This window comes from Myroides sp. LJL119 (assembly GCF_054871605.1).
In genome coordinates this window covers 315,308-338,541 of record NZ_JBTXLO010000003.1, presented here as the reverse complement: position 1 = coordinate 338,541, position 23,234 = coordinate 315,308, and the positions used below count along the sequence as shown (strand labels likewise).

The window sequence follows — 23,234 nt, the reverse complement described above, 5'->3', positions numbered from 1 at the left end:
GGATCTCCGCAGATCGTTTAACTGGTCGTGGTTATGGCGAGAGTCAGTTGATAAATAATTGTTCTAATGGGGTTCCTTGTAGTATACAAGAGCATCAATTAAACAGAAGAAGTGAGTTTATTATCCTAGAGTTATAAGAAATAATAGACAAATGTTTTTAAAATAAATAAAGGTTCTAGTGATTTCACTAGAACCTTTTTTATTTAATTTATTCTAAAACTAGGTAAGGTAAAACTTAAGCTTAGTAAAACGCAAACAGGGCATAGTTTTAGCTTTTAAAAAAATCGTTTACTAGTAAGAAAACGCTTTTTTAACTAGTAATATTGACTTTTAGTAATTACCAGCTTTTTAATGATCATGAGCGCCACCTGATTCATTTTTAATTAGGTGACTTTGTAAATAATAGGCACCTGTTAATACGATTTGCGCATTTTCAGGCAAAGTAGATAGAATCTTTACTTGCGAATATCCCAATTCACTAACACCAGTCATAACTTCCAATCTCTCAAAGTGATAATCGTCTTGATCTTGGTTAATAAGCACAAAGATAAACTCACGAGCCTCTGCCTTTACAATAGCAGTGTTAGGTAAACTTGGTAGATTGGATTCTGCGGTGTGAATTAAAGCATTTACGTAAAAACCAGGTATTAAGTTCTGAGTAAGGCTATCTATAGCAGCATGTACCGCAATAGTTTTTGTTCCTGGTTCAAAGGCTTTACCAATACTGAAAATAGTAGCATTTATTTGCTGATTATCTGTGTTGGTAAGATTAAAGCTAACTTTTTGTCCCACTTTCACCAGGTTAATATCTTTTTCATAAACCATCAAATCTAGATGTACCTTGGTGTTGTCTACAATGTTAAATAGGGCTTGACCAGAAGATATATTACTACCTATTTTAATCCAAATATTAGCTACATTACCAGTAATAGGAGAAATTATATTTAATGAAGTACTATTGCTACCTGGTTGTACATGAACCAACTTTAATTGATTGGTCAAAGATTGATACCTAGCTTTTTCTATATTTAAATCAGATTTTATTTTCTGGTAAGTCTTTAAAGAGTTTACATTTTCTTGACGTAAGGTTTGTTGCCTTTGGTATTCTAATTCTAAAAACTCTAAATTGTTTTTACTCACTAGATATTGTTCTTGAAGCTGTACTAACTCAGGACTTTTTATTGTAGCAAGTAATTGACCTTTTTTTACACTTTGTCCCATTCCAACTAGAATTTGGGTTACACTACCAGATAAAAAAGTACTAACCTCAGCCTCATCTTCAGGTGGAAGTTTTATTTGACCATTTACCCTGAGTACATCACTGAGGTTTCTGTCTTGAATTTGTCCAAGGGTTATTTCTGCCGCTTTGTATTGAGCTGGGTTTAATTCCACCTGTTTATTTTCATTATCCTTGTCTAAGGATTGCTCTTGCTGTGGTAGGAGCGGGTTTTGTTCTGGACTAGTTTTATTACAACTAACAACAAGGAGTGATAAAACTAAAAGAGGTAATATAATAGATCTTTTCATATTGCTTATTGATTAATGATATAATGTAAAGTGTTGTGACTTAGGTTGTATTGTAATACAGCCTCTAGGTAATTGATTTTTATATTATATGCTGTTTCCATGCTTTGAATAAACTCGACATAAGATATATCTCCATTTTTATATTGTTTATTGGCGTGGTCTTGTATGATAGTGGCGTTTTTTAAAGCATTATTTTGATAGTAATTAATTACATCCTCTTGAGATTGAATCATCTCTAATTGCTGTTCAAGGGTTGCGTTTAATTGGGTATGTAAATATTGTTTTTCAACTTGCTTTTGTTTCTCTAAGGTCTTTAAAGCTTTTATTTTAGCGTTCTGACTACCAAAGAAAATAGGTATAGAAATCCCTACCGTGTAACTAGGCATACGTAATTGTCTACCGTAGTTCTTTGTAGTGCCATTGTTTAAAAGCTCAATACCTGCTTCGGATTCAATATTATAGCCTAGACTTATATCCGGTAGTAAAGCAGATCGTTCTAATTTTCGTTGACCCTGTACAGCTTCTATTTGATTTTGAGCTAATTGCAAGGTGTTGTTGTATTTAAGATCAATTTGCTCTAATAAGTCATGTTGGTCAAATAATAAACCAGATTCCATTGGTTGAAAATCTTCAGAAAGATTCAAAAGAGCCATTAATTTAGACTTTTCATTGGCCAATAAGGTCTTGTTTTGGGTTAACATTACATTGTTTTCTTGTTCTTTAGCCATGGCTACATTACTTTCCATTAATGTTGTTTCCCCGGTTTGATAGCGAATCTCGGCTGATTTAGAGAAGTCTTTTAGTAGTTCTTGTTGTTGCTCTAAGACTTTTTGTTTGCTCATTGCAAAAAGCATTTGATTCCAAGCTTGTCTGACTTGGTAATCAATTTGTAAAACAGTTGCTTGTTGTTGTAAAACAGCATTTTGTAAATCATTTTGCAATAGAGCCTTTTTCTTACCATAGGTAAAAGGACTAAATTGCTGACTTATACTCAAAGCAATATCGGTGTTATCCTTGGTATTTAAATGTCCCAAACTAGTAGAGACATCTGTTTTAGCAAGATCAAAAGAAGTCTTGGTAAGTTGTTTTTTACTTTGTACCGCTAAATCAGATGATTCAATAGCTTGATTATTTGCCTTGGCCAGTTCTAGGGCTTGTTCTAAGGAAAGAATCCTTTTATTCTCTTGACTATATCCATTAATCGATAATCCGATTAACAACAAGGTAATAAGTGTAGATTTAGTAGCTTTTTTGTTCCATTTTATGCCTTTTTCTTCATAGTAATATAATATAGGTAAGACAATTAAAGTAAGGATCGTGGCAGATACCAAGCCACCAATAACAACTGTGGCAAGAGGCTTTTGAACTTCCGCTCCAGCACTGGTGCTAAGAGCCATTGGTAAGAATCCTAAAGAGGCAACCAAGGCAGTTAATAACACAGGTCTTAATCTTATTTTTGTTCCCAGAATGATTCTTTCGTATAGTTCCATATTTTGAGCTTTTAATTGATTAAACTGTCCAATTAGTACAATTCCATTTAAAACAGCTACCCCAAAAAGAGCAATAAATCCTACACCAGCAGAAATACTAAAAGGCATATCACGCAGCCACAATGCTGCCACTCCACCAATGGCAGATAAAGGAATAGCCGTAAATATCATTAAAGATTGCTTAATGCTTTTAAAGGTAAAATATAGTAGTATAAAAATTAATCCCAAAGCAATAGGTACTGCAATCATCAAGCGATTAGTAGCCTCGATTAGGTTTTCAAATTGACCTCCGTAGGTAATATAATACCCCTCGGGTAACTCAAGATTATCATCTAGTTTGGCTTGTATATCACTTACAACACTCTTTACATCTGTGCCTCTAACATTAAAACCTAAAACAATTCTTCTTTTTCCGTCTTCTCTACTAATTTGTTGCGGACCATCTTCATAATCTATTTTTGCAATTTGTTGTAACGGTATCTGTCCTCCATTGGGAAGAGGAATAAAGGTGTTTCGGATATTTTCAATATCAGTTCGTGAACTTTGGTCTAAGCGAACCACTAAATCAAATCTCTTTTCTCCTTCGTAGATAAACCCGGCTGTTTGGCCTGCGTAACTCATTCGTACAACTTGACTGATCTGAGAAATAGTTAGCCCATGCATGGCTAGTTTATCCATATCATATTTAATAGATATTTGTGGAAGACCAGTAACTCTTTCTAATTTAGGGGAACTAACTCCTTTTATATCTGAAATTTGTTGGTTGATCTGTTCACCTATGCTTGCTAGTTTTTCTAAATCTTCACCAAATACTTTAATAGCCACATCGCTTCTAACTCCAGTCATTAATTCATTGAATCGCATTTGTATGGGTTGGGAGAATTCCGTGGTTACTCCAGGTATTTGTTCTAAGGCTGCCTCCATTTTATCAATCAACTCTTGTTTGGTTTTTGCACTTGTCCACTGATCTTTTTCTTTTAATACAATAATTAAATCAGCTGCTTCCATAGGCATAGGGTCTGTTGGAATTTCGGCACTACCAATCTTTGAGATAACCATTTTCACTTCTGGGAAATTCTCCATTAAAATACTTTCCGCTTTGGTGGTGGTTTGAATCTCTTGACTCAAAGAGCTCCCCGAGGAGATAATAACGTGGGTGGCAAGGTCTCCTTCATCTAAAGTTGGAATAAATTCACCTCCCATATTGGAGAATATATAAATACAAATTCCAAATAAAATGGCAGATACCAATAAAATTGTTTTCTTTATTTTAAAGGCTTTCTCTAAGATAGGTTTGTAAAAAGAATATATTTTATCTATGATTTTATCGGATAAATTAGGCTTTTCTTTTCCAACATTTTTAGACAATGCCAAGGATGAAACCATCGGAACATAAGTAAGGGACAAAATAAATGCACCCAAAATAGCAAAGGAAACCGTAAGGGCCATGGGACCAAACATTTTACCTTCAATACCCGATAAGGCTAAAATGGGTAAGTAAACAATTAAGATAATAATTTCTCCAAAAGCTGCACTAGTTCTAATTTTAGAAGCTGCTCCATAAACTTGCTCATTCATTTGCTCCTGGGTGAGTTTCCTGTTTTTCCCTTGGTGTATTTTATGGACAATAGCCTCCACGATTATTACCGCTCCATCTACAATAAGACCAAAATCAATGGCTCCTAAACTCATTAAATTTCCACTAACTCCAAAAAGGCGCATCATGGAGATGGCAAACAGTAAAGACAATGGAATTACCGAGGCTACGATAAGTCCTGCACGCCAGTTTCCAAGGAAAATAACTAAAACAAAAATCACAATCAAAGCTCCTTCCATTAAGTTTGTTTGGATGGTTTTAACTGTTTTATCTATTAATTTGGTGCGATCCATAAACGGCTCGATGGCTACACCTTCGGGAAGCGATTTTTCGATTTGTACCATTTTTTGTTTCACCAAAGAAACAACCTCTTGGGTATTAGCATTTTTTAGCATCATTACCACTCCAGCGACCTCTTCACCTTTACCATTCATGGTAACGGCGCCATAGCGTATACTACTACCTAGTCGCACCTGGGCAACATCGCGAATTAAAACCGGGGTTCCGTTGACATTTTTAACTACAATTTTTTCAATATCCTGTAAAGAAGAGACCATTCCTACACTTCGGATAAAATAGGCATATGGTTTTTTATCAATATAGGCACCTCCGGTATTTTCATTATTTGCTTCAAGGGCTTGAAAAATATCAACAATAGATGTGTCCATGCTCACTAAAAGATCTGGATTAATGGCAATTTCGTATTGTTTAAGCTCGCCTCCTAGTGTGTTTACCTCCGCAACTCCTTTTACTCCAATTAATTGGGGCTTTATAATCCAATCTTGAATCGTGCGAAGATCCATGGCATTGTATTTATTCTCATAGCCTTTTTTGGGGTAAACCACATATTGATAAATTTCTCCAAGTCCTGTACTAACGGGTGCGAGCTCTGGAGTTCCCACAGATTTAGGGATTATTTCCCCGGCCTGACCAAGTTTTTCATTGATTTGAGCTCTTGCCCAATAAATATCTGTATTCTCGGTGAATACCACGGTAATTACACTTAAACCAAATCTACTAATGGAGCGCAGTTCAATGATATTTGGAATAGATTTTACGGCCTGTTCTATAGGGTAGGTTATAAATTGCTCAACCTCTTGGGTTGCTAAAGTAGGAGAGCTGGTAATGATTTGAACCTGATTATTGGTTATATCAGGTTGGGTATCCATAGGTAAAGTAGACACCGAATAGGATCCAACTGCAATTAATGCCAGGATCATTAAACCGATTATAAACTTATTACGGATACTAAAATGTATGATTTTATCTAACATCGTAGTAAAATTTAGTTAAAAATAGATTATACACATACTAAAAAAAAGTTGTGTTTTAATGTAAAAGCTAAATTTAATTACGATATTTTAGGGGGTTGCCAAATGCTAGAATCTACGTTCTGTAGCACACTGGTATAGGAAGATAAGTATCTTTTTACGGGAGTTTTTAGCTCTAATTCACAAACAACAAGACGACTTGCAATGGTTATAAAAGTAGCACAACAATTACAACTGCACATTGGTGAACAACTATCCATTAAGGAATGCTTTGAATCCATATCCGCATCAATCCTTAATGTGGTGGTTAGACTATCAACCGAACTATATTTATCTGTACACGGATAACTTGCCACTGCTAGAATTAACAGGGATAAAAATAAGTTTACTATGTAACGGATGTTTTTCATTGCTACAAAAGTAATGAAAATTATTTATTTTTTTTACTACCAATAGCAATTTGTTCCACTTTGCAACAATGTTGCAATTAGTTAAAAAACAAGGAATTCTTAAAATAAAATATTTAAATGAGTGTGGTTGTATATTCTAGTGGTTTACTTATAAGTATAAGTGTTTAGTTGTATTTGTAAATTATATTAATATATATTGTTGTTATTATTGTTTTATTTAAAAAAATTATGTTAAATTGTGTTTCTTTAAAACATGTAGGTCATCTACAGATGTGGAAGGAGTAGTGTTAAAATAAAATAGAATAATTTAAAATGAATTAAGTAGTGCAAACAAATATCAATAGGATGTTAAATAGTGCAATTACAGAGCTTAATGACTTTAAAAAAAGTAGTTTATCAAGTCGTATGCATATTTTAAAGCGTGTGGGATATTATCTGAAAAAAAATAAAACCAAATGCGCTAACTTAATTAGCATCCAAAGTGGTAAATTAATACAAGATAGTCAACAAGAAGTAGAGCAGTGCATTTTACTTTTACAAAATTCGTACGCTAAATCCGCAAAATATATAAGCGATCCAGCCTTGGTTAGTAAACCTTTAACTACATGGAATGCCTTGAATGATATCCAGGTGGTTTTAACCAGGGTTAATTACCCTTTCTATCAAATTGTATCTGATCTTATTTATGGTATTCAAACACCTAAGGCCACTATTTATATCTACAATGATAAAACACAGATGTGTCTTGTTAAGCTTCAAAAAATCTTTGTATTTTTTGGTCTGCCCAAATCTTTGTTTTGTATTTTCAAGTCAGACTTTCAAAATTGCTTAACTTTACTTAAAGACACCCGAATAACGCAAATCAATTTTCTTGGACATTATAAACAAGCGCAGCTTTTAAATACAATTGGTAACTACCATGCAAAAAAAAGTAATATTAACGCGATAAAGCCCCAAGTTGCTTTTATTGCTTGTGATGCAAATTTATCTAATGCTCTGGATCAATTGTTATCTTACCGAATGATTTGTGGTGCAGAGCTTTGGTTAAAAGCTCAATTGATTTACCTACCACGGAAATTGTTAGAGCAAATCAGGTGTTATGTAAAGGATTTTCTTTCCAAAGTTACCACCGGTAGTTGTCTTGTGAGAACTACCAAGTGTGTTAGTACTAAGAATCAGCAAGAGATACAACAGATTACCAGTTTAATCGAACAGGCTATTTTGCAAGGTGCATATTTAGAGCAAGGATTAATGGATAATAAAACTGATTCAAAAGGGTATTTGCGTCCTGTGGTTTTATCTGGAGTAAGCCCAGAAATGGAGATTTTTTATACCCAAGTAAAGGCGCCTGTTATTTTTCTGCGGGTCTATGATAGTTTAACACAAATTATCCCTGAGTTAGATTGCGAATCGGTTGGCAGAGATATTAGTGTTTTTAGCCAAGGACAAGGTGAATTTATAACGTGTTTTTTTAAAACCATTAATTTTCAGCAAATATATTTAAATCATTTAGGAATTTCATCTGTTGAAAATTCACAAAGTAAAATTGAATTACAAGAGTATTTAAACTTTAACACTTCATTGGATGGGTTAAGGCAAAGAATACTGTAAAAATAGAGTTTTGTTGTTTTGTTTTTAAAGGGCTGTGTTTTTTTAAATACAGCTCTTTTATTTTTTTGAAAGTTTAAATAAATCTTGCTTTTAAAAGAGATTTTATGTGTTAAGGAAATGTTTAATTTTTTATAACAGATTTAACCATCATCTAATATGTAGTTGATTTTGTTAGTGTTTTGTTAATCTAGGGCTGCTGAAAAACCTGGAAGTTTGCCACAAACAAAAAACAACTATAAAAATATGAAACAAAAATTACTGTTTTTCAACCTAATGTTCTTGTTTTGTTTAGCAACTAGTTTGGCTCAAAACAAACATAACCTTACAGGGACGGTTTTAGATCCCGATGGTTTTTCTTTACCAGGGGCCTCTGTCATGATTAAAGGCACTGACAAGGGTGTAGCAACAGACTTTGATGGGAATTTCAGCATTATGGTGCAGCCCACAGATGTGTTAGTGATTAGCTTTATTGGCTACAATACAAAACAACAAGAGGTTGGAACTAACAATCAATTAGTAGTTACTTTACTTCCACAGAGCTCCTCTTTGGACGAAGTGGTTATTACCGCTTTGGGTATTACCAAGGCAGAAAAAGCAATTGGTTATGCCACCCAACAAGTTGATGCAAAGAAAATTCAGGAAGTAGCCACGCCAAATGTAGGTAGCTTGCTCTCTGGTCAGGTTTCGGGTCTTGTGGTTTCAAACCCACCAGGATTAATGCAAAGTCCACAGTTTTCATTAAGAGGAAAAACACCTTTAGTGGTAATTGATGGAATACCAGTGGCCACGGATTTCTTTGATGTTTCTCCAGAGGATATTGCCAATATCAATGTGTTAAAAGGTACAAGTGCCTCGGTATTGTATGGTTCTAGAGGTAGAAATGGAGCTATTTTAATAACAACAAAGTCTGCTTTAGAGCCTGGTATTCAAGTGAGTTTTTCTCAAAACACCATGGTAAGTGCAGGTTTTACGGTCTATCCCAAAACACAAACCCAATATGGTAGTGGAAGTAATGGACAATATGAATTTTGGGATGGTAAAGATGGAGGGATTTCAGACGGGGATATGATTTGGGGACCTAAATTTGATTCTGAGAAACTAATTGCGCAATGGAACTCTCCGATACGAGATAAACAAAGTGGGGAGATTATTCCTTGGTATGGCAATGTGGAAGCAACCCAATACGATGATAAATCTAGGTACGAGAGAGTTCCTATTGCCTGGAAGAATCATGATAATTTAAAGAATTTTATGCAAACCGGAATTATATCTCGAACTAATTTTTCGGTTTCAAGCAAATCAGAAAAAGGCTCCTATCGTATCGCAGGGGAGTTTAATTACAATAAAGATAGGGTACCAAATACTTCCATGTATAGAGGGAATTTAAGTTTTAAAAGTACTTCGTTTATCACCGATAAATTAACCTTTGATACAAAGTTCTCTTACGGTAAAATACATGCGCCTAATGTACCGAATTACGATTACAATCCATCGGGACACATGTATACCATTTTAATATGGATGGGTAATGATGTGAATGGCAATGATTTGAAAAATAACCTATGGGTTCCAGGTATGGAAGGATACCGACAAGCCAATTATAATTATGCTTGGTATAATAACCCTTGGTTTGGGGCAGAGTACTTTAAACGTATTTGGGATAAAGACGTGGTAAATGCCCAATTGAGTTTATCTTATCAAGCCACCGAGGATTTAGTTCTTCAAGGTAGGGCTTCGGCAATTTCAAGCGCGAATCAAACCGAATTACAAAGCCCCAAATCTTATTTTAATTATAGTGCCTCTAGAGAGGGAGGATATAGCATTGATAATGACAATCGTTTGGATGTGGAATATGACTTTTTAGCAATGTATAACAAAGATATAAGCTCGGTGATTTCTTTAAATGTTAATGCAGGTGCGGCCTCTCGTTATTATCAAAGAAATGCAAATTACGCTGCGGCTGATGGGTTAACGGTTCCTGGGGTGTATAACCTTGGTAACTCCACAGGAAATGTAACGGCTAATAATAGTATTACAAAAAAGGCTGTCAATAGTGTGTATGGTTCGGTAGAGCTTGATTTTTATAACGCCTTTTTCTTGTCTTTTGCAGCTCGTAACGACTGGTCTTCTACGCTTTCTAAAAAAAATAGGTCCTATTTTTATCCATCGGCTTCTTTAAGTGTTATGCTTTCAAATTTAATTAGTTTGCCTAAAAAGATGGATTATATGAAACTTTATACCTCTTGGGCGGAAGTATCCAGTGATTTGGATCCCTATTTATTACAAGCCGTATACTCACCAATTAATCCATCTTTTAACGGTAATCAAATGGTTGAGTATCCCAACACGATTTTAAATCCAGATTTATTGCCAGAGAAATCAAGATCTTTTGAACTTGGTTTATCAAGTTCTGCCTTTAATAATCGATTAAGCTTGGATTTGACGTATTACCGAGTATTGGATTCTAATTTTTTAATTCACTTTCCCGTTTCAGAAGGATCCGGATTTAATAATATGCGAGTTAATGGAAATCAGTATACCACAAATGGCTTTGAAATCTCTTTGCAGGGTAAAATCATAGATAAGCCTAATTTTACTTGGAAATCTTCTGTTAATTGGAGTACACGAGAAAAGAAATTGACTAAAATTTATCAAGATGCAGCCAAATATGGCAATTATCAGTTAAATGATAGAGCAGATGCTTTTTATGCAACCGTTTGGCAAACCACCCCGGATGGACAATTAATTTTGGACCAAACAACAGGCTTGCCATCATTTGATAAAAATCCACAAAAAATAGGTCATTTAGACCCTAAATGGACTTTGGGTTGGAATAATAATTTCCAATATAAATCTTGGGCATTGAATATAGGAATAGATGGAATTTGGGGTGGAGTTATGCGCTCTGAGGTGGTTGAGAAAATGTGGTGGGGAGGTAAACATCCTAAAAGTACCCAATACAGGGATCAGGAGTATGAGAATGGCGCCCCGGTTTATGTTCCACAGGGGGTTAATATAGTATCGGGGGAACTTATTACCGATGTAAATGGCAATGTGATTTCCGATACCCGTGTTTATCAACAGCACACCACACCGGTTTCTTGGCAAAGTTGGGCCCAAAATTACCCATACAGGGCTAGGGTGACGCAAAAACAAAGTAAGGAGTTTGCCAATGTTTTTGACCGTACTTACTTTAAATTAAGAACCGTTGCATTAACCTATGATTTCACACCTATTTTAAAGACAAAAAAAATAAGTCAATTATCTGCTAGTTTAACAGGGTATAACCTATTGATTTGGAAAAAATCCAAGGGATTATACTCCGATCCAGATTACGATACCCAAGGAGGTAATGATATTCAAGATCCGGCTTCACGTTGGATTGGTTTAGGACTTAATATTAAATTTTAATTTTTCACTTATCTATGAAAACATATAACAAAATACTTGTTTTTGCTTTATCTTGTTTAACCCTTGGATCTTGTCAAGATTTAGATAGTTTAAATAAAGACCCTAATAAAGTAACCAGTGCTGCTCCCCATTTATTGTTAACTCCAATGGCAAAAAAAGCATTTACGATGCAGGGAATTTCCAAAGAGTATGCCTCGCGAATGTTAATTAGTACCGATGGGGAAAATACTAGTCAATATTACAAATGGGACAGATCGGATTTTGGTGAGTATAAGGATCTTGTTCAAGTGGATAAAATGATGCAAGAGGCACAAGAGAGCCAAAAAACACAATATCTTGCTGTGGGGCATTTTTTAAAGGCATATTTTTTCTATCAAATCACTTTAAGATTTGGAGATATTCCTTATTCCCAGGCCCTACAAGGAGAGCAGGATATAAAATTTCCTAGTTATGATCCCCAAGAGCAGGTCTTGGAAGGGGTTTTAAAGCAATTAGATTTAGCTCAAAGTCTCATAGAGTTAGACCAAACTCTACAAGGAGATATTATCTATGGGGGGGATTTAGACAAATGGAAACGATTGATAAACTCTTATGAATTAAAGGTTTTAATGAGCCTTTCTAAAAAGCAAAAAGTTGGAGATATCGATGTAGCAGCACGTTTTAATGAAATCTACCAAAATCAGGAATTAATGCGTAACAATGCCGATAGTGGTTATTTAACTTACTTTGATCAAGCCGGAAGTCGTTATCCACAATTTAACTCAAGTTCTTATGGTTCTGGTATGTATATGAGTGACACGTTTATAGATCTTTTACAAGATTTAAAAGATCCGCGTTTGTTTTGTTTTGCCCAACCCACAGCTAAAGCCCTAGAGGAAGGTCTTTTGATTGATGACTTTAATGCCTACAATGGAGGAGACCCAGTGGTGGCCTACGCGGAGAATGAAAAACTGGTAAGTGCCAAGAATATCTCCAAGGTAAATAGCCGCTATTATCAAAATCCAACCAATGAACCTACCGGTGTTTTATCATACAGTGAATTGCAGTTTATTTTAGCAGAAGCAGCCAGTAGAGGTTGGATCAGTGGGGACCCTGAATTGTTTTACAATAAAGGAATCCAAGCAAACTTTGAGTTTTATAATTTGTATGCAAAACAATACGCTACTTATTATACAAATCAGCAATTTGATAAGTATATTAGCCAGGATAAGGTTAAGTTTCAACCTGGAGATTTACAAAGTGAATTAAAACAGATTCTAACACAAAAGTACATCACAATGTTTCACCAAGGAAATTGGAGTATTTACTACGATAATTTAAGAACAGGTTATCCTGAGTTTAAATTACAAGACGGGATTACCCCGCCAAAAAGATGGATTTACCCATTATCGGAATACAATACAAACCAAGCTAACCTTGAAAAAGCTATAGAGCGACAATTCCAATCCCAGGATAATATTCGTTCGGTAACATGGTGGTTAAAATAATATTATATAGTTATGAGTTCTACAAGAAGAGACTTTATTAAAATTTCTAGCCTTTTTGCAAGTGGGCTATCTTTCAATAGCGTTATGCCAAGTAGTATTGCAAGAGCATTGAGTATCGAACCGGAGAAGGGCAGTAGTTTTTTAGATGCAGAACATGTTGTTTTTTTAATGCAAGAGAACCGCTCGTTTGATCATGCTTATGGTAGTTTAACAGGAGTTCGAGGATTTAATGACCCAAGAGCTATGCGAATGCCAAATGACTTGCCGGTATGGTTTCAAAGCGATCCGATGGATCATAAAATCTATGGTCCATTTCATCTAGATATTGTAAACACGAAAATTACCTGGATGGGGAGTCTACCTCATAGTTGGACAGATATGGTATCGGCCAGAGATAATGGAAGTATGGATAATTGGATAGATGCCAAAAGACCTGGCGCAACCCAATATAAATCTGCTCCTTTAACCATGGGATATTTCACCCGTGAGGATATACCGTTTTACTACGCATTGGCCGATGCCTTTACGGTTTGCGATCAGCATTTCTGTTCCTCTTTGACAGGGACTAGCTCCAATCGTTCTTTTTTTTGGAGCGGAACAGTTAGAAAGCAACCCGATAATCCCCAGAGTACTGCGCATTTGGATAACCACCAAATCAATTACAAAGATGTTTCCTGGACCACCTACCCTGAGAAATTGGAAAAAGCAGGGATTAGCTGGAAAGTTTATCAAAATGAACTTAGTATTCCACTGGGATTAGATAACGATCAGGAGAATTGGTTGGCTAATTTTACAGATAATAATTTAGAGTTCCACAAACAATATAATGTACGTCTTCACAAGGCCCATACCGATTATTTGTTACTTGAACTAGAAAGGGTAAACAAACAACTTTCCAGTTCGAATTCCTTGGATTATCAAGAGCTTGAAAAATTAAAACAAAAGCAGATAAAACTACAAAACGATGTGAAGATTTACAATCCACAGGCATTTGAAGAGTTATCTGATTTTGAAAAAAACATCCATAAAAAGGCTTTTACTACCAATATTGATGATCCGCATTACCATAGTTTAGAGCTTATGGAATATGAACATCAGGGACAAAAAAAGCAAACATTTTTACCCAAAGGAGATATCTTTTATCAATTTAGAAAAGACGTGGATAGTGGAAATTTACCTATGGTGAGCTGGCTTGTAGCTCCTTGTAATTTCTCAGATCACCCAGGAGCACCTTGGTTTGGTGCCTGGTATTTATCCCAAGCGATAGATATTCTAACTAAAGATCCACAGGTGTTTAAAAAGACTATTTTTATTTTAACCTATGATGAGAATGATGGTTATTTTGATCATATCGCTCCGTTTGTTCCTGCCTTAAGTGGTGATTTAAAAACTGGTAAAATGTCAGAGGATTTAGCCTCGGATCAAGAATGGGTGACCAAAGAACAAGAAAGACTGCGTAGCAAGGACCCCAAAAGAGATTTTCAAAGTCCAATTGGCTTAGGCTTCCGAGTTCCTATGGTGGTTGTTTCTCCCTGGACAAAAGGTGGATGGGTTAATTCTGAGGTATGTGATTTAACCTCTACAATTCAGTTCTTAGAGTATTTCATAGAGAAAAAAACAGGCAAAAAAGTATACGAAGATAATATCTCGCCATGGCGTCGTGCTGTGTGCGGAAATATGAGTTCTGTGTTTCAAAATTCAATGGATCACTCCAAGGTGGATTTAGATTTTGTCAATCAAAAATCTTTAGTTCAAAGGGTTATTAATGCCAAAGATAATAAAGCTCCAAACCAGTTTAATACCTATAGTAAAAACCAGATTTTACAACAGGCAAATTATCGTGATTTACCTGGGTTTGCTAAACAAGAAAAAGGTGTGAAAAAAGCCTGTGCATTGCCCTATAATATTTTGGCTGATTTGCAAATCAACCAAGAACAGCTTGTTTTAGACTTTGGATCTATGGCTTTAAACAATAGTAATAAAAATTACGCTGCCCCTTTACAGGTTTATAGTAAAGTAGCCTATGATAAGGATGTTAAGTCCAATTGGAATTTTACGGTCTTAAAGCAACAAAATCTACAATTTAATTGGAATGTGAAAGACTTTCAGGGCCAAGAGTATCACCTTGCCATGCATGGACCCAATGGATTTTACCGAGAATTTAAAGACCGTAAAAATCAACCTTGGCTACAGGTAAAGGTAAGTTATTCTTTAGAGCAAGAATTATTGGTGGATTTGGTGAATTTAAGTCAACAAGATCTAGATATTGTATTGTTAGATAAAGTGTATTTAAAACAAGAACAAGTTCAAAAGGTTCCAAAAAATGCCCAAAAGAAGGTTAAACTTAATTACCAGAGTTTTCACGGGTGGTACGAGTTACAGGTTTTAATCCAAGGTAACTCAAGTTTCTTGCAAGTCTACGCAGGACATATTGAAAATAATAAACCAAGTATAACCGATCCTTACATGGCTAGTTTATCCAACTAATCATTTTTTGTTTTCGTATTAGTAAAAAAAGTAAACGCAAAACCCGAGCCTAGTCTTGCCGGGCTGCGTTTACTTTTTTATTTAATTCAAAGGCATTATTTACCATTTGTAGTCCTTTAAAGACATGAGGTTTTTGGTTTGTTAAAACATGTTGTTAACCACCATAGAGTTGTAATTTTAAAAAGTAGGCAGATTAAAAAAACATTACATAGTTTTTTTGTGCTATCTTTTAATTATCGCCTAGTTTAAGGGCAGATAAAAAAATCAAGTTATTTTCAATAATCATTATTTGTTAAAAGCCAATAAGTAAACCAACTAGTTGTTTTGGGTATTGGTGTTTTTTAACAAATTCAAGTATTAAAAAATAAACCTTTATGGGATAAGTTGGTAAAAAATAGTATATTACATTTGTAAAAGAAAATCCAACAACTATGAATATTTTAGTGCGTCTTTTTGAAAAATACGGTTATTTATCTAGTGCCTGTAAATTGGCCCTGGAACAAAATACCCAAACTTTCCACAAGAAAAAAGGAGACTTTTTACTAAAACAAGGTCAATTAAGTGGGAGTTTATATGTTTTACAAAAAGGGTTTGTAAGAGCGTTTTACAACACCGCGGATAACAAAGAGATAGATCTGTGGTTTGCCTTTGAGAATACAATTATAGGATCTACCTACCAGATGTATAAAAGTAGGGCTAGTCTAGAGAGTATCCAGTGCATGGAGGACTCGGTTGTGTATGCTATACCTAATGCGGTTATACTACGATTATATAGAGAATTTCCCGAATTAAACATCATTGCAAGGCGTTTTACCGAGGATTACTGTTTGGATTTAGAACAAAGAGCCTTTGCTTTACAGACCATGAGTGCTTTTCAAAGATACTGTAAGCTTATTCAAGATTTAGGAACCAATGCAAATCGAGTTGCTTTAGGAAATATAGCTTCTTATTTAGGAATAACTCCCGAGACACTTAGTCGTATTCGAAAAATTTGATTTATATCAATTACAAAAGATAAATAGTTGTGTATTTTTGTGCACTTATAAAAATAAACATGAAACATCTTTTGTATCTACTAATAGCAATTGTTTTTGAAGTAATAGCAACAAGTAGTTTAAAGGCCTCGCAGGAGTTTACAAAAATAGTTCCCAGTATAATCACTGTGATTGGTTATGGTCTAGCTTTTTATTGCTTGAGTTTAACCCTAAAGAGTATTCCCATTGGAGTGGCCTACGCACTTTGGTCGGGCATAGGTATTGTTCTTGTAACTTTAGTTGGTATTGTTGTTTATAACCAAAAACCTGATTTACCAGCTATCATTGGTCTGGTTTTTATTATTGCTGGTGTTATAATTATTAATGTGTTCTCTAAAACTACCGCGCATTAAAATAAACGAAACTATTTTTAGTGTATTTTATTTTAATTTGTTTATTGTGTGCGGCGATATTCTATTGTTTTGTAGACAACAGTTTCAAGTGCAATTAAATTCACTCTTTTTAGAGTCTGTATATAAAGTAAGGATTTAATTTTGGTATGCTCTCCAAGGTGTTCTAGTAAATACTCATGTTCTTTTAATCCAGTAAACACATCTAAACAAATATCTTTTTTCCTGGGGGTAAAGCCAACAAGAGGAATCTTCTTGTATTTCTTTATATCTGGTATCAACACTTCGCGTTTGCCAAATCCTACGGTGGCATTATTCCATAAAATACTTGGATAACCAGTCCAATTTTGCATCAATTCTATCAATTCTATGCAGTCTTGTAGTATTCTACTATCTGCTACATTTTGCTGTAGGTATGGTAGAACTTTGCTAAAAGGATATCTTTTTTGTGACATAGCAATTAGTTTTTAGATTAATAGTGGGTGAATTAACAAAGGTAAGTTAGTGAAAAATTAGATAAAATGTACTTTATTTTTTTAATAGTTGTGCTAATACCCACTATTTAAGGGGAAAATGATGTCAAAATGCGAATACACCAAAAAATGAGATTTTTTTGCATTATAAATGTATCTTCTTGGGACTAGGAAGGTTTTTTTGAGGGATTTAGGACAATGTTTAGTTTTAATTGTAATTGTTGTTATTATAATTAAATATGATTTAATTTATGTTAAATACATGATTTAAGTCGTTTTTTTGTTGGTTATGTAATTTATTAATTCTATTTTTATTATATAATTAAAACAGGAAAATGAAAGGACTACAGGTCGATTTAAAGTTGTCATACAAGGCATTTATTGGTCTAGAGGGTCTTTATGGTTATAAGGACGCTCAAAGCAAGGTGGTAATTCCTCCCATGTATCTACATGCACAGGATTTTACACAATGCGGTTATGCTGTGGTTCAAAATAGTACCGGGAGATACGGGGTTATTGATACTAAAAATACTTTAGTTAGACCCTTTAGCTTTGATCGTATTGTACTTCATAATATCAAACAGGTATCTCTTATGCATAGTTTTGTGCATTATAAAGGGCATGAGCGATTTTGGAAGTCAGGATATTTTTCTAATCTATTAGAAAAGGAATTCTCTTATTTTAAAGACTTATATCCTTTGTTGACAAAATATCCTGTTTTGCAACAAGAGAAAGTAGAAGATTTAAAAACTGGCAAAACCCTTGTTGTCTTTCATCAGGCCATGCCGGTAATCGACACAGATCTACCTGGTGAGGATTTACTTGTTTTAAACAAGAACTTGATTTTAATTAATAATAATTTATATAAAATAAAAAAAGACAATCTGAAAAAGATTGTCAAGGATTTTGTGACTTTATTTGACTCCAATAGTAAGGCTGTTAGTCAGGTAAACCCACACAAAGTCACCACCTTTAATATGAAGGGTAAAGCCATTGCTTCGTATGAAATTTTACCAAGTAGTAGCTTTACTATTTATCATAAAGGAAAAGAATATTTAGTGGAGGTTAAAACCAAACAGAGTAAGTCCAATAGGCAAACTATAATTTATAGAGATACCCAGAAAAGTGGTCGTTTTTATGTAAATGGTGCCTTTGAGATGTATCTACCACCCCATCTAACGGACATACAAATAGACCCGCAAATGGATTTAGTGGATATATGGCAGAATATCACTCATATTGATGTTTTAAGCGATCAGGAGATTTTTCTATTAGAAGTGAAATTACCAGTAAACGCCGCCCCCAACAAATTTTCCTATTACCGTTTGACAAAATACGGTAAACTACAGCAAGTCTGTATTGCGTAATGAACTCTTAATTAAATTAATTATTTAATAGTTTTTATAGTTTTTTGGTAACACCAAAGTCTGTGATGGACTTTGGTGTTTTTTTTATTATTTTTCTTTTTCTAAAATAGCTACTGTTAATCTACTTATACAAACCAATTTTTGATTCTCATCGTGTATTTTTATATCCCAAACATGGGTTTTTCTACCCAGGTGTATTGGGCTACAAACCCCTTGTACTAATCCTCTTGTAACTGGACGAAGGTGATTGGCATTAATTTCCAATCCCACCGGGGTGTATTTTTGTAAATCAATCACCAGGCTACTTGCATAAGAACCAATGGTTTCGGCCAATACCACCGAAGCACCTCCGTGTAAGATACCCCAGGGCTGTCGTGTTTTTTCCACCACAGGCATCGTAGCTGTTAGGGTATTTGGGGTAAATTCTGTAAAGACAATATCTAAAAAGCTTCCCATATATTCAGGGGTGTTATTTAGCTGCTCCAGGTCAATGGGTTTGTTCCAAATCATGTCAAATCAATTTTGAATTAATAGTTTTTGAAAATACAAAAAATTGTAAGTCTTGCATAATAATAAACGTAAAATAAGTACAAGTAGTGCCAGAAAAGACAAGAGAATCCACAAAAAAACCCACCGTAGAGTGGGTTTATTGCTAGACTTATTAGAAATCGAGTAATCCATTAGTCTTAACTGTAAATGTAATAATAAAAATTGACAATTAACCTTTTAAAATAAAGTTTCAGTTAAAAACATCTTTATCATATAGGATGGAAAAAACCCTATAAATAAAGGTTTTATTGGTTTTCAAGATAGGCAATTCCTTTACATTTTTAAGCTAAGTTTAGGTTAAAATTTCTTGAGATTCTAAAAAATAAAATACCAAAAATTAAACAAGGTATATAGGGCTTTTGTAAAAAACAAGACAAAAAAATTGTGCCAATAATCAAGGTGAGCTCTTTTAGAGAAACAATCTATTTTTAATAATTACAGCTTTTAGGATAATTTATGGTAATGTTTTTGCAAAGTGTTTTGTGTATAAGAAATCAAGGATGTCAAAGGGCCTTTTAAATAATACCATTGAAGCTTTAGGTTATTTAAAAAAAGCCCCAAAAAGTTAGACACTTTTTGGGGCTTTTCTAAGCATTTATTTTTTTTATTTATTAAATAGCCTGTTGCGTAGATTCTTGATTCACTAAGCTTTGTTTGAATTGAGTTATTACCTGGGCTAACTCTTGGTTAAGCTGCTCGTTGATAATTTGCCCATCTTTAAAGTTTTCAAAAAAGCTTGGTAATGAAAAACTAGCCCTTAGGTCCGCACCATAGAAAGGAAATGTTCCTTTTGCTGCTTGTAAAACCGTACTAGCTCCACGTGGACCTGGGGAGGTGGAAACTAAAATCATGGGTTTGTTTTGAAAAACGTTCATATCTACTCTAGAGCTCCAATCAAAAATGTTTTTAAAGGCTGTGGAAAAACTACCATTGTACTCCGCTAGACCAATAACAAGAATATCTGATTGGGCTATTTGATCTAAGAAATCTTTTGCCAAATCAGGAATCCCTTGCTGGTTTCTCTTTGGCGAGTAAATAGGCATTTCATAGTTATTTAAATCTAGTATGTTTACCAAAGGGTTATGATCTTGGAAATTGTTTATTACGTTTTTTACTAATTCTAAATTGATACTCTCTGTATTATTAGTGGCTGCAAATCCAGTTATTTTCATAATATATTGATTTATTATTTTATCTAAGGCAAAAATACAACGCAAAACACATAAAGGCACTTAACCTAGAACAATAAAAATATACGATGTAACTATTTTTGGTTATCTAATGTGTTAAAGTTTTTAGTGATATATATTAAAAATAATGTTGTTTTATTTGATAAAAATACATGTATTTTGATATATGTATGAGATAATTCTTGTTTTTATGATAAGTTGGCTTTTTATAGTGCGCCATGTATAAGTAATAGTCGTAGGAATTTGATTTATAGTTATATAGGAATTTGATTTTTTGAAAATAAGCTTATACATTTAATGTATTAGCCACCAAAAACAATAATGTAATATGAAGATTTTCAACGTTGAACAAATAAAAGAGTTGGACAAGCAAACTTTAAGCAACCAATATATTTCCAGCTTTAAATTAATCGAGCGTGTTGCTAGTAAACTGGTAGAGGCTTTGGCCAATCGCCATAAGTTATATCACAGTAGTTTTGTTTTTTTATGCGGTAGTGGTAACAATGGAGCAGATGGTTTAGCCTTGGCTAGATTAGTTAAAGAAGCAGGAGGATTTGTTAAGGTATATTTATTACAAAGCAAAAAGTACTCTACCGATAATACAAGTAATCAGGATCTATTACAAGATAGGGGAATTAAAATAGAGAAGTTCTTACCAACAAAAAACACGATTAATATTAAAAGCAATGATATTGTTATTGATGCCCTTTTTGGAACTGGATTAAAAGAGCCTTTAGAGGAGAGTTGGGCCGTTTTTTTTAAAAAAATTCAACAAAGCAATCCCCTAGATACCATATCTATTGATATGCCTAGTGGTTTGTTTTGCGATAAGGCTACAGTTAGCAATTCGGGTGTGTTTTGTGCTGAAATGGTCTATACATTTGAAAATGCGAAGTTAGCTCTATTATTACCTTTATCGGCCAATTATGCCAAGGGATTTGAAATAGTGGATATTCAATTGGATCAAGAAACTAAAAACAAACTGCAAACCAACTATTATTACACACGTAAGAATTGGGTGAAACAGCAACTTAAAGTACCAAATAAATTTGCCCATAAAGGAATTCTTGGTCATGGGTTAATTATAGGTGGAAGTTACTCAAAAATAGGAGCTGTCGCCCTTGCTAGTAAAGCTGCTTTGAAAACCGGATGTGGTTTGGTGAGCGCTTATTTACCTAGTGTAGGATATTCGATTTTGCAAAGCTCCCTATGGGAGGTGATGTGTTTAACGGACAAACAGGCCAATTATCTGACTGATTTTCCGCCAATATCACAATACACAGCCATAGGAGTTGGCCCCGGGATGGGGACCCATGAACAAACCGAGCAAGCTTTTTTAAAATTTTTAAATAAAATAAGCGATTCTCAGGTAAGATTAGTCTTGGATGCCGATGCACTTAATATTCTTTCCCAGAATAAGGAATACCTGGCTTATTTGCCAAAAAATACTATTTTAACTCCCCACCCTAAAGAATTAGAGCGCTTAATAGGGGGGTGGGACGATGATTTTGCAAAAATCCAAAAAGTAAAGGAAATAGCCAAAAAGTATCAAGTTATATTTATTGTCAAAGGAGCCCATAGTGAGGTAGTTTTACCCAATGGTGATGTGTATTTTAATTCAACTGGTAACTGGGCATTGGCCAGTGGGGGAAGTGGTGATGTTTTAACCGGGATGATTGTAAGTTTATTGGCCCAAGGCTATAGTAGTGATTTAGCTGCAATCCTTGGGGTATATTTACATGGAAAAGCTGCCGACTGTTGTGTTTTAAACACCAGTGGGTTTTCGGTAACGGCAAGCGATGTGATAAATGCAATAAGTTTAGCGTATCAACAAGTGCTTTATAACAGATAGAGTTCTGATTATTAGCTTGTTGGTTAAATATTTTACAAGATTATCAAAATTTATCTTTTTTATTTGGAATAATTAAATAAGTATTAATACATTTGTTATCGTAATGCTAAAGAATAATAGTGGGGACTTTATTCTTTTAGTATGCTAAAAGATAACACGGTTTACATTGCTTTTTAAAAAGCAATGACCAGTTTTAAAATCGCTTATTATGATCATAATAAGCGATTTTTTTATGTATAGAATTTTATTTTGGTGTAGATAATAAGCTTATTTTTATACTAAAAAGCTAAATTCATACAAGAAAAAACCCTAATTTTATTTCAGAATTTAGCTTAAAATTGTATTTTTGAAAAGTAGTACTAATTATTGAAAAAAATAGGATTTTTCAATTGTCTTAGTAAAAGAAAATAGCCAGGTCATTAAAGTTTGATTGTTTTTTTGAACTTTATAAAAAAGAAGTATTTGTAAATTATTTTTTTTGGCTTAGTTATTGTGATTAACTATTGTATTAGTTTAAAAAACACACAGATGAGAGTAGGAATCACTTTTAGTGCATTTGATCTTTTACATGCAGGGCATGTAAAGATGTTAGAGCAAGCAAAAGCTCAGTGTGATTATCTTATTGTTGGTCTACAAACCGATCCAACTATTGATCGTCCCAATAAGAATAAGCCCACACAAAGTATTGTAGAGAGATATATTCAATTAAAAGGGTGTAAGTTTGTCGATGAGATTGTACCTTATGCCACCGAACAAGACTTAGAGGATATATTGCGTTCCTTTAAAATAGATGTACGTATTTTAGGTCAAGAATATGCCGATAAGGATTTCACAGCTAAGGCTTATTGCCAAGAAAAGGGAATCGAGCTTTATTATAATCAAAGAGACCATAGATTCTCAAGTAGTTTACTTCGAAAAGAAGTTGCCGATAAAGAGAATGGGAAAATTGTTAAAATAGGTTAGATAATAAGATTATTAAAAACGCTATAGAGTCAGCACAAAGCCATCTTTGTGCTTTTTTGTTTTTTTAACAGAATCTCTTTTGAAACGCTTTGTGGATTTTTGATGGTAAAGACCAATAAAATTTCTACCTTGCATTAGTATTATTTATTGCAGATAACAAAAGTA

15 protein-coding genes are annotated in these 23,234 nt (G+C 34.1%); 9 read left to right on the top strand and 6 right to left on the bottom strand.

Annotated elements, in window-relative coordinates:
• Positions 1–348: 348 nt before the first annotated feature.
• The 3 genes from ACYSNV_RS06395 to ACYSNV_RS06385 all read right to left on the bottom strand — a co-directional run bounded on the left by ACYSNV_RS06395 (position 349) and on the right by ACYSNV_RS06385 (position 6,295).
• Positions 349–1,527: an efflux RND transporter periplasmic adaptor subunit gene (locus tag ACYSNV_RS06395; protein ID WP_461761731.1), complete on the bottom strand. Its 1,179-nt coding sequence runs from the start codon at positions 1,525–1,527 to the stop codon at positions 349–351.
• A 5-nt stretch (positions 1,528–1,532) separates the two neighbouring features.
• Complete coding sequence (locus ACYSNV_RS06390; RefSeq protein WP_461761730.1) at positions 1,533–5,888, bottom strand: CusA/CzcA family heavy metal efflux RND transporter; 4,356 nt, start codon at positions 5,886–5,888, stop codon at positions 1,533–1,535.
• A gap of 77 nt (positions 5,889–5,965) precedes the next feature.
• On the bottom strand, positions 5,966–6,295 hold the full coding sequence (locus ACYSNV_RS06385) for a DUF6660 family protein (RefSeq protein WP_461761729.1): 330 nt from the start codon (positions 6,293–6,295) through the stop codon (positions 5,966–5,968).
• 324 nt (positions 6,296–6,619) lie between these two features.
• Here ACYSNV_RS06385 and ACYSNV_RS06380 point away from each other — a divergent pair, with 324 nt between their 5' ends.
• From ACYSNV_RS06380 to ACYSNV_RS06355, 6 genes are all read left to right on the top strand, one after another.
• Positions 6,620–7,906, top strand: a complete 1,287-nt coding sequence (locus ACYSNV_RS06380) for an aldehyde dehydrogenase family protein (RefSeq protein ID WP_461761728.1) — start codon at positions 6,620–6,622, stop codon at positions 7,904–7,906.
• A 243-nt stretch (positions 7,907–8,149) separates the two neighbouring features.
• Positions 8,150–11,317 carry a SusC/RagA family TonB-linked outer membrane protein gene (locus ACYSNV_RS06375; protein WP_461761727.1) on the top strand — a complete coding sequence of 1,056 codons (3,168 nt, stop codon included), beginning with the start codon at positions 8,150–8,152 and terminating at the stop codon, positions 11,315–11,317.
• 14 nt (positions 11,318–11,331) lie between these two features.
• Entirely contained in the window at positions 11,332–12,804 is a 1,473-nt protein-coding gene (locus tag ACYSNV_RS06370; RefSeq protein ID WP_461761726.1) for a SusD/RagB family nutrient-binding outer membrane lipoprotein, read from the top strand.
• Positions 12,805–12,816: 12 nt separating this feature from the next.
• Positions 12,817–15,291, top strand: coding sequence for a phosphocholine-specific phospholipase C (locus tag ACYSNV_RS06365; protein WP_461761725.1), 2,475 nt, complete (start codon positions 12,817–12,819; stop codon positions 15,289–15,291).
• 431 nt (positions 15,292–15,722) lie between these two features.
• Positions 15,723–16,286, top strand: coding sequence for a Crp/Fnr family transcriptional regulator (locus tag ACYSNV_RS06360; RefSeq protein WP_461761724.1), 564 nt, complete (start codon positions 15,723–15,725; stop codon positions 16,284–16,286).
• 59 nt (positions 16,287–16,345) lie between these two features.
• The gene (locus ACYSNV_RS06355) at positions 16,346–16,678 is read left to right on the top strand and encodes a DMT family transporter (RefSeq protein ID WP_461761723.1); all 333 of its coding nucleotides are present in this window, start codon (positions 16,346–16,348) and stop codon (positions 16,676–16,678) included.
• 41 nt (positions 16,679–16,719) lie between these two features.
• Here ACYSNV_RS06355 and ACYSNV_RS06350 read toward each other — a convergent pair whose 3' ends face one another.
• On the bottom strand, positions 16,720–17,130 hold the full coding sequence (locus tag ACYSNV_RS06350) for a hypothetical protein (protein WP_461761722.1): 411 nt from the start codon (positions 17,128–17,130) through the stop codon (positions 16,720–16,722).
• A gap of 353 nt (positions 17,131–17,483) precedes the next feature.
• Between ACYSNV_RS06350 and ACYSNV_RS06345 the strand changes: the two genes are divergently transcribed.
• Positions 17,484–18,515: a WG repeat-containing protein gene (locus ACYSNV_RS06345; RefSeq protein WP_461761721.1), complete on the top strand. Its 1,032-nt coding sequence runs from the start codon at positions 17,484–17,486 to the stop codon at positions 18,513–18,515.
• Positions 18,516–18,602: 87 nt separating this feature from the next.
• Here the strand turns inward: ACYSNV_RS06345 and ACYSNV_RS06340 are convergent, their stop codons facing one another.
• A complete protein-coding gene (locus ACYSNV_RS06340) occupies positions 18,603–19,025 on the bottom strand; it encodes a hotdog fold thioesterase (RefSeq protein ID WP_461761720.1) in 423 nt (140 codons plus the stop codon).
• Between the two features lie 650 nt (positions 19,026–19,675).
• Positions 19,676–20,236: an NADPH-dependent FMN reductase gene (locus tag ACYSNV_RS06335; protein ID WP_461761719.1), complete on the bottom strand. Its 561-nt coding sequence runs from the start codon at positions 20,234–20,236 to the stop codon at positions 19,676–19,678.
• A 346-nt stretch (positions 20,237–20,582) separates the two neighbouring features.
• On the opposite strand from ACYSNV_RS06335, the gene ACYSNV_RS06330 reads away from it, so the two are divergent.
• Both ACYSNV_RS06330 and ACYSNV_RS06325 read left to right on the top strand, forming a co-directional pair.
• Positions 20,583–22,106, top strand: a complete 1,524-nt coding sequence (locus ACYSNV_RS06330; RefSeq protein WP_461761718.1) for an NAD(P)H-hydrate dehydratase — start codon at positions 20,583–20,585, stop codon at positions 22,104–22,106.
• Positions 22,107–22,634: 528 nt separating this feature from the next.
• On the top strand, positions 22,635–23,069 hold the full coding sequence (locus ACYSNV_RS06325; protein WP_461761717.1) for an adenylyltransferase/cytidyltransferase family protein: 435 nt from the start codon (positions 22,635–22,637) through the stop codon (positions 23,067–23,069).
• The last annotated feature ends 165 nt before the right edge of the window (positions 23,070–23,234 follow it).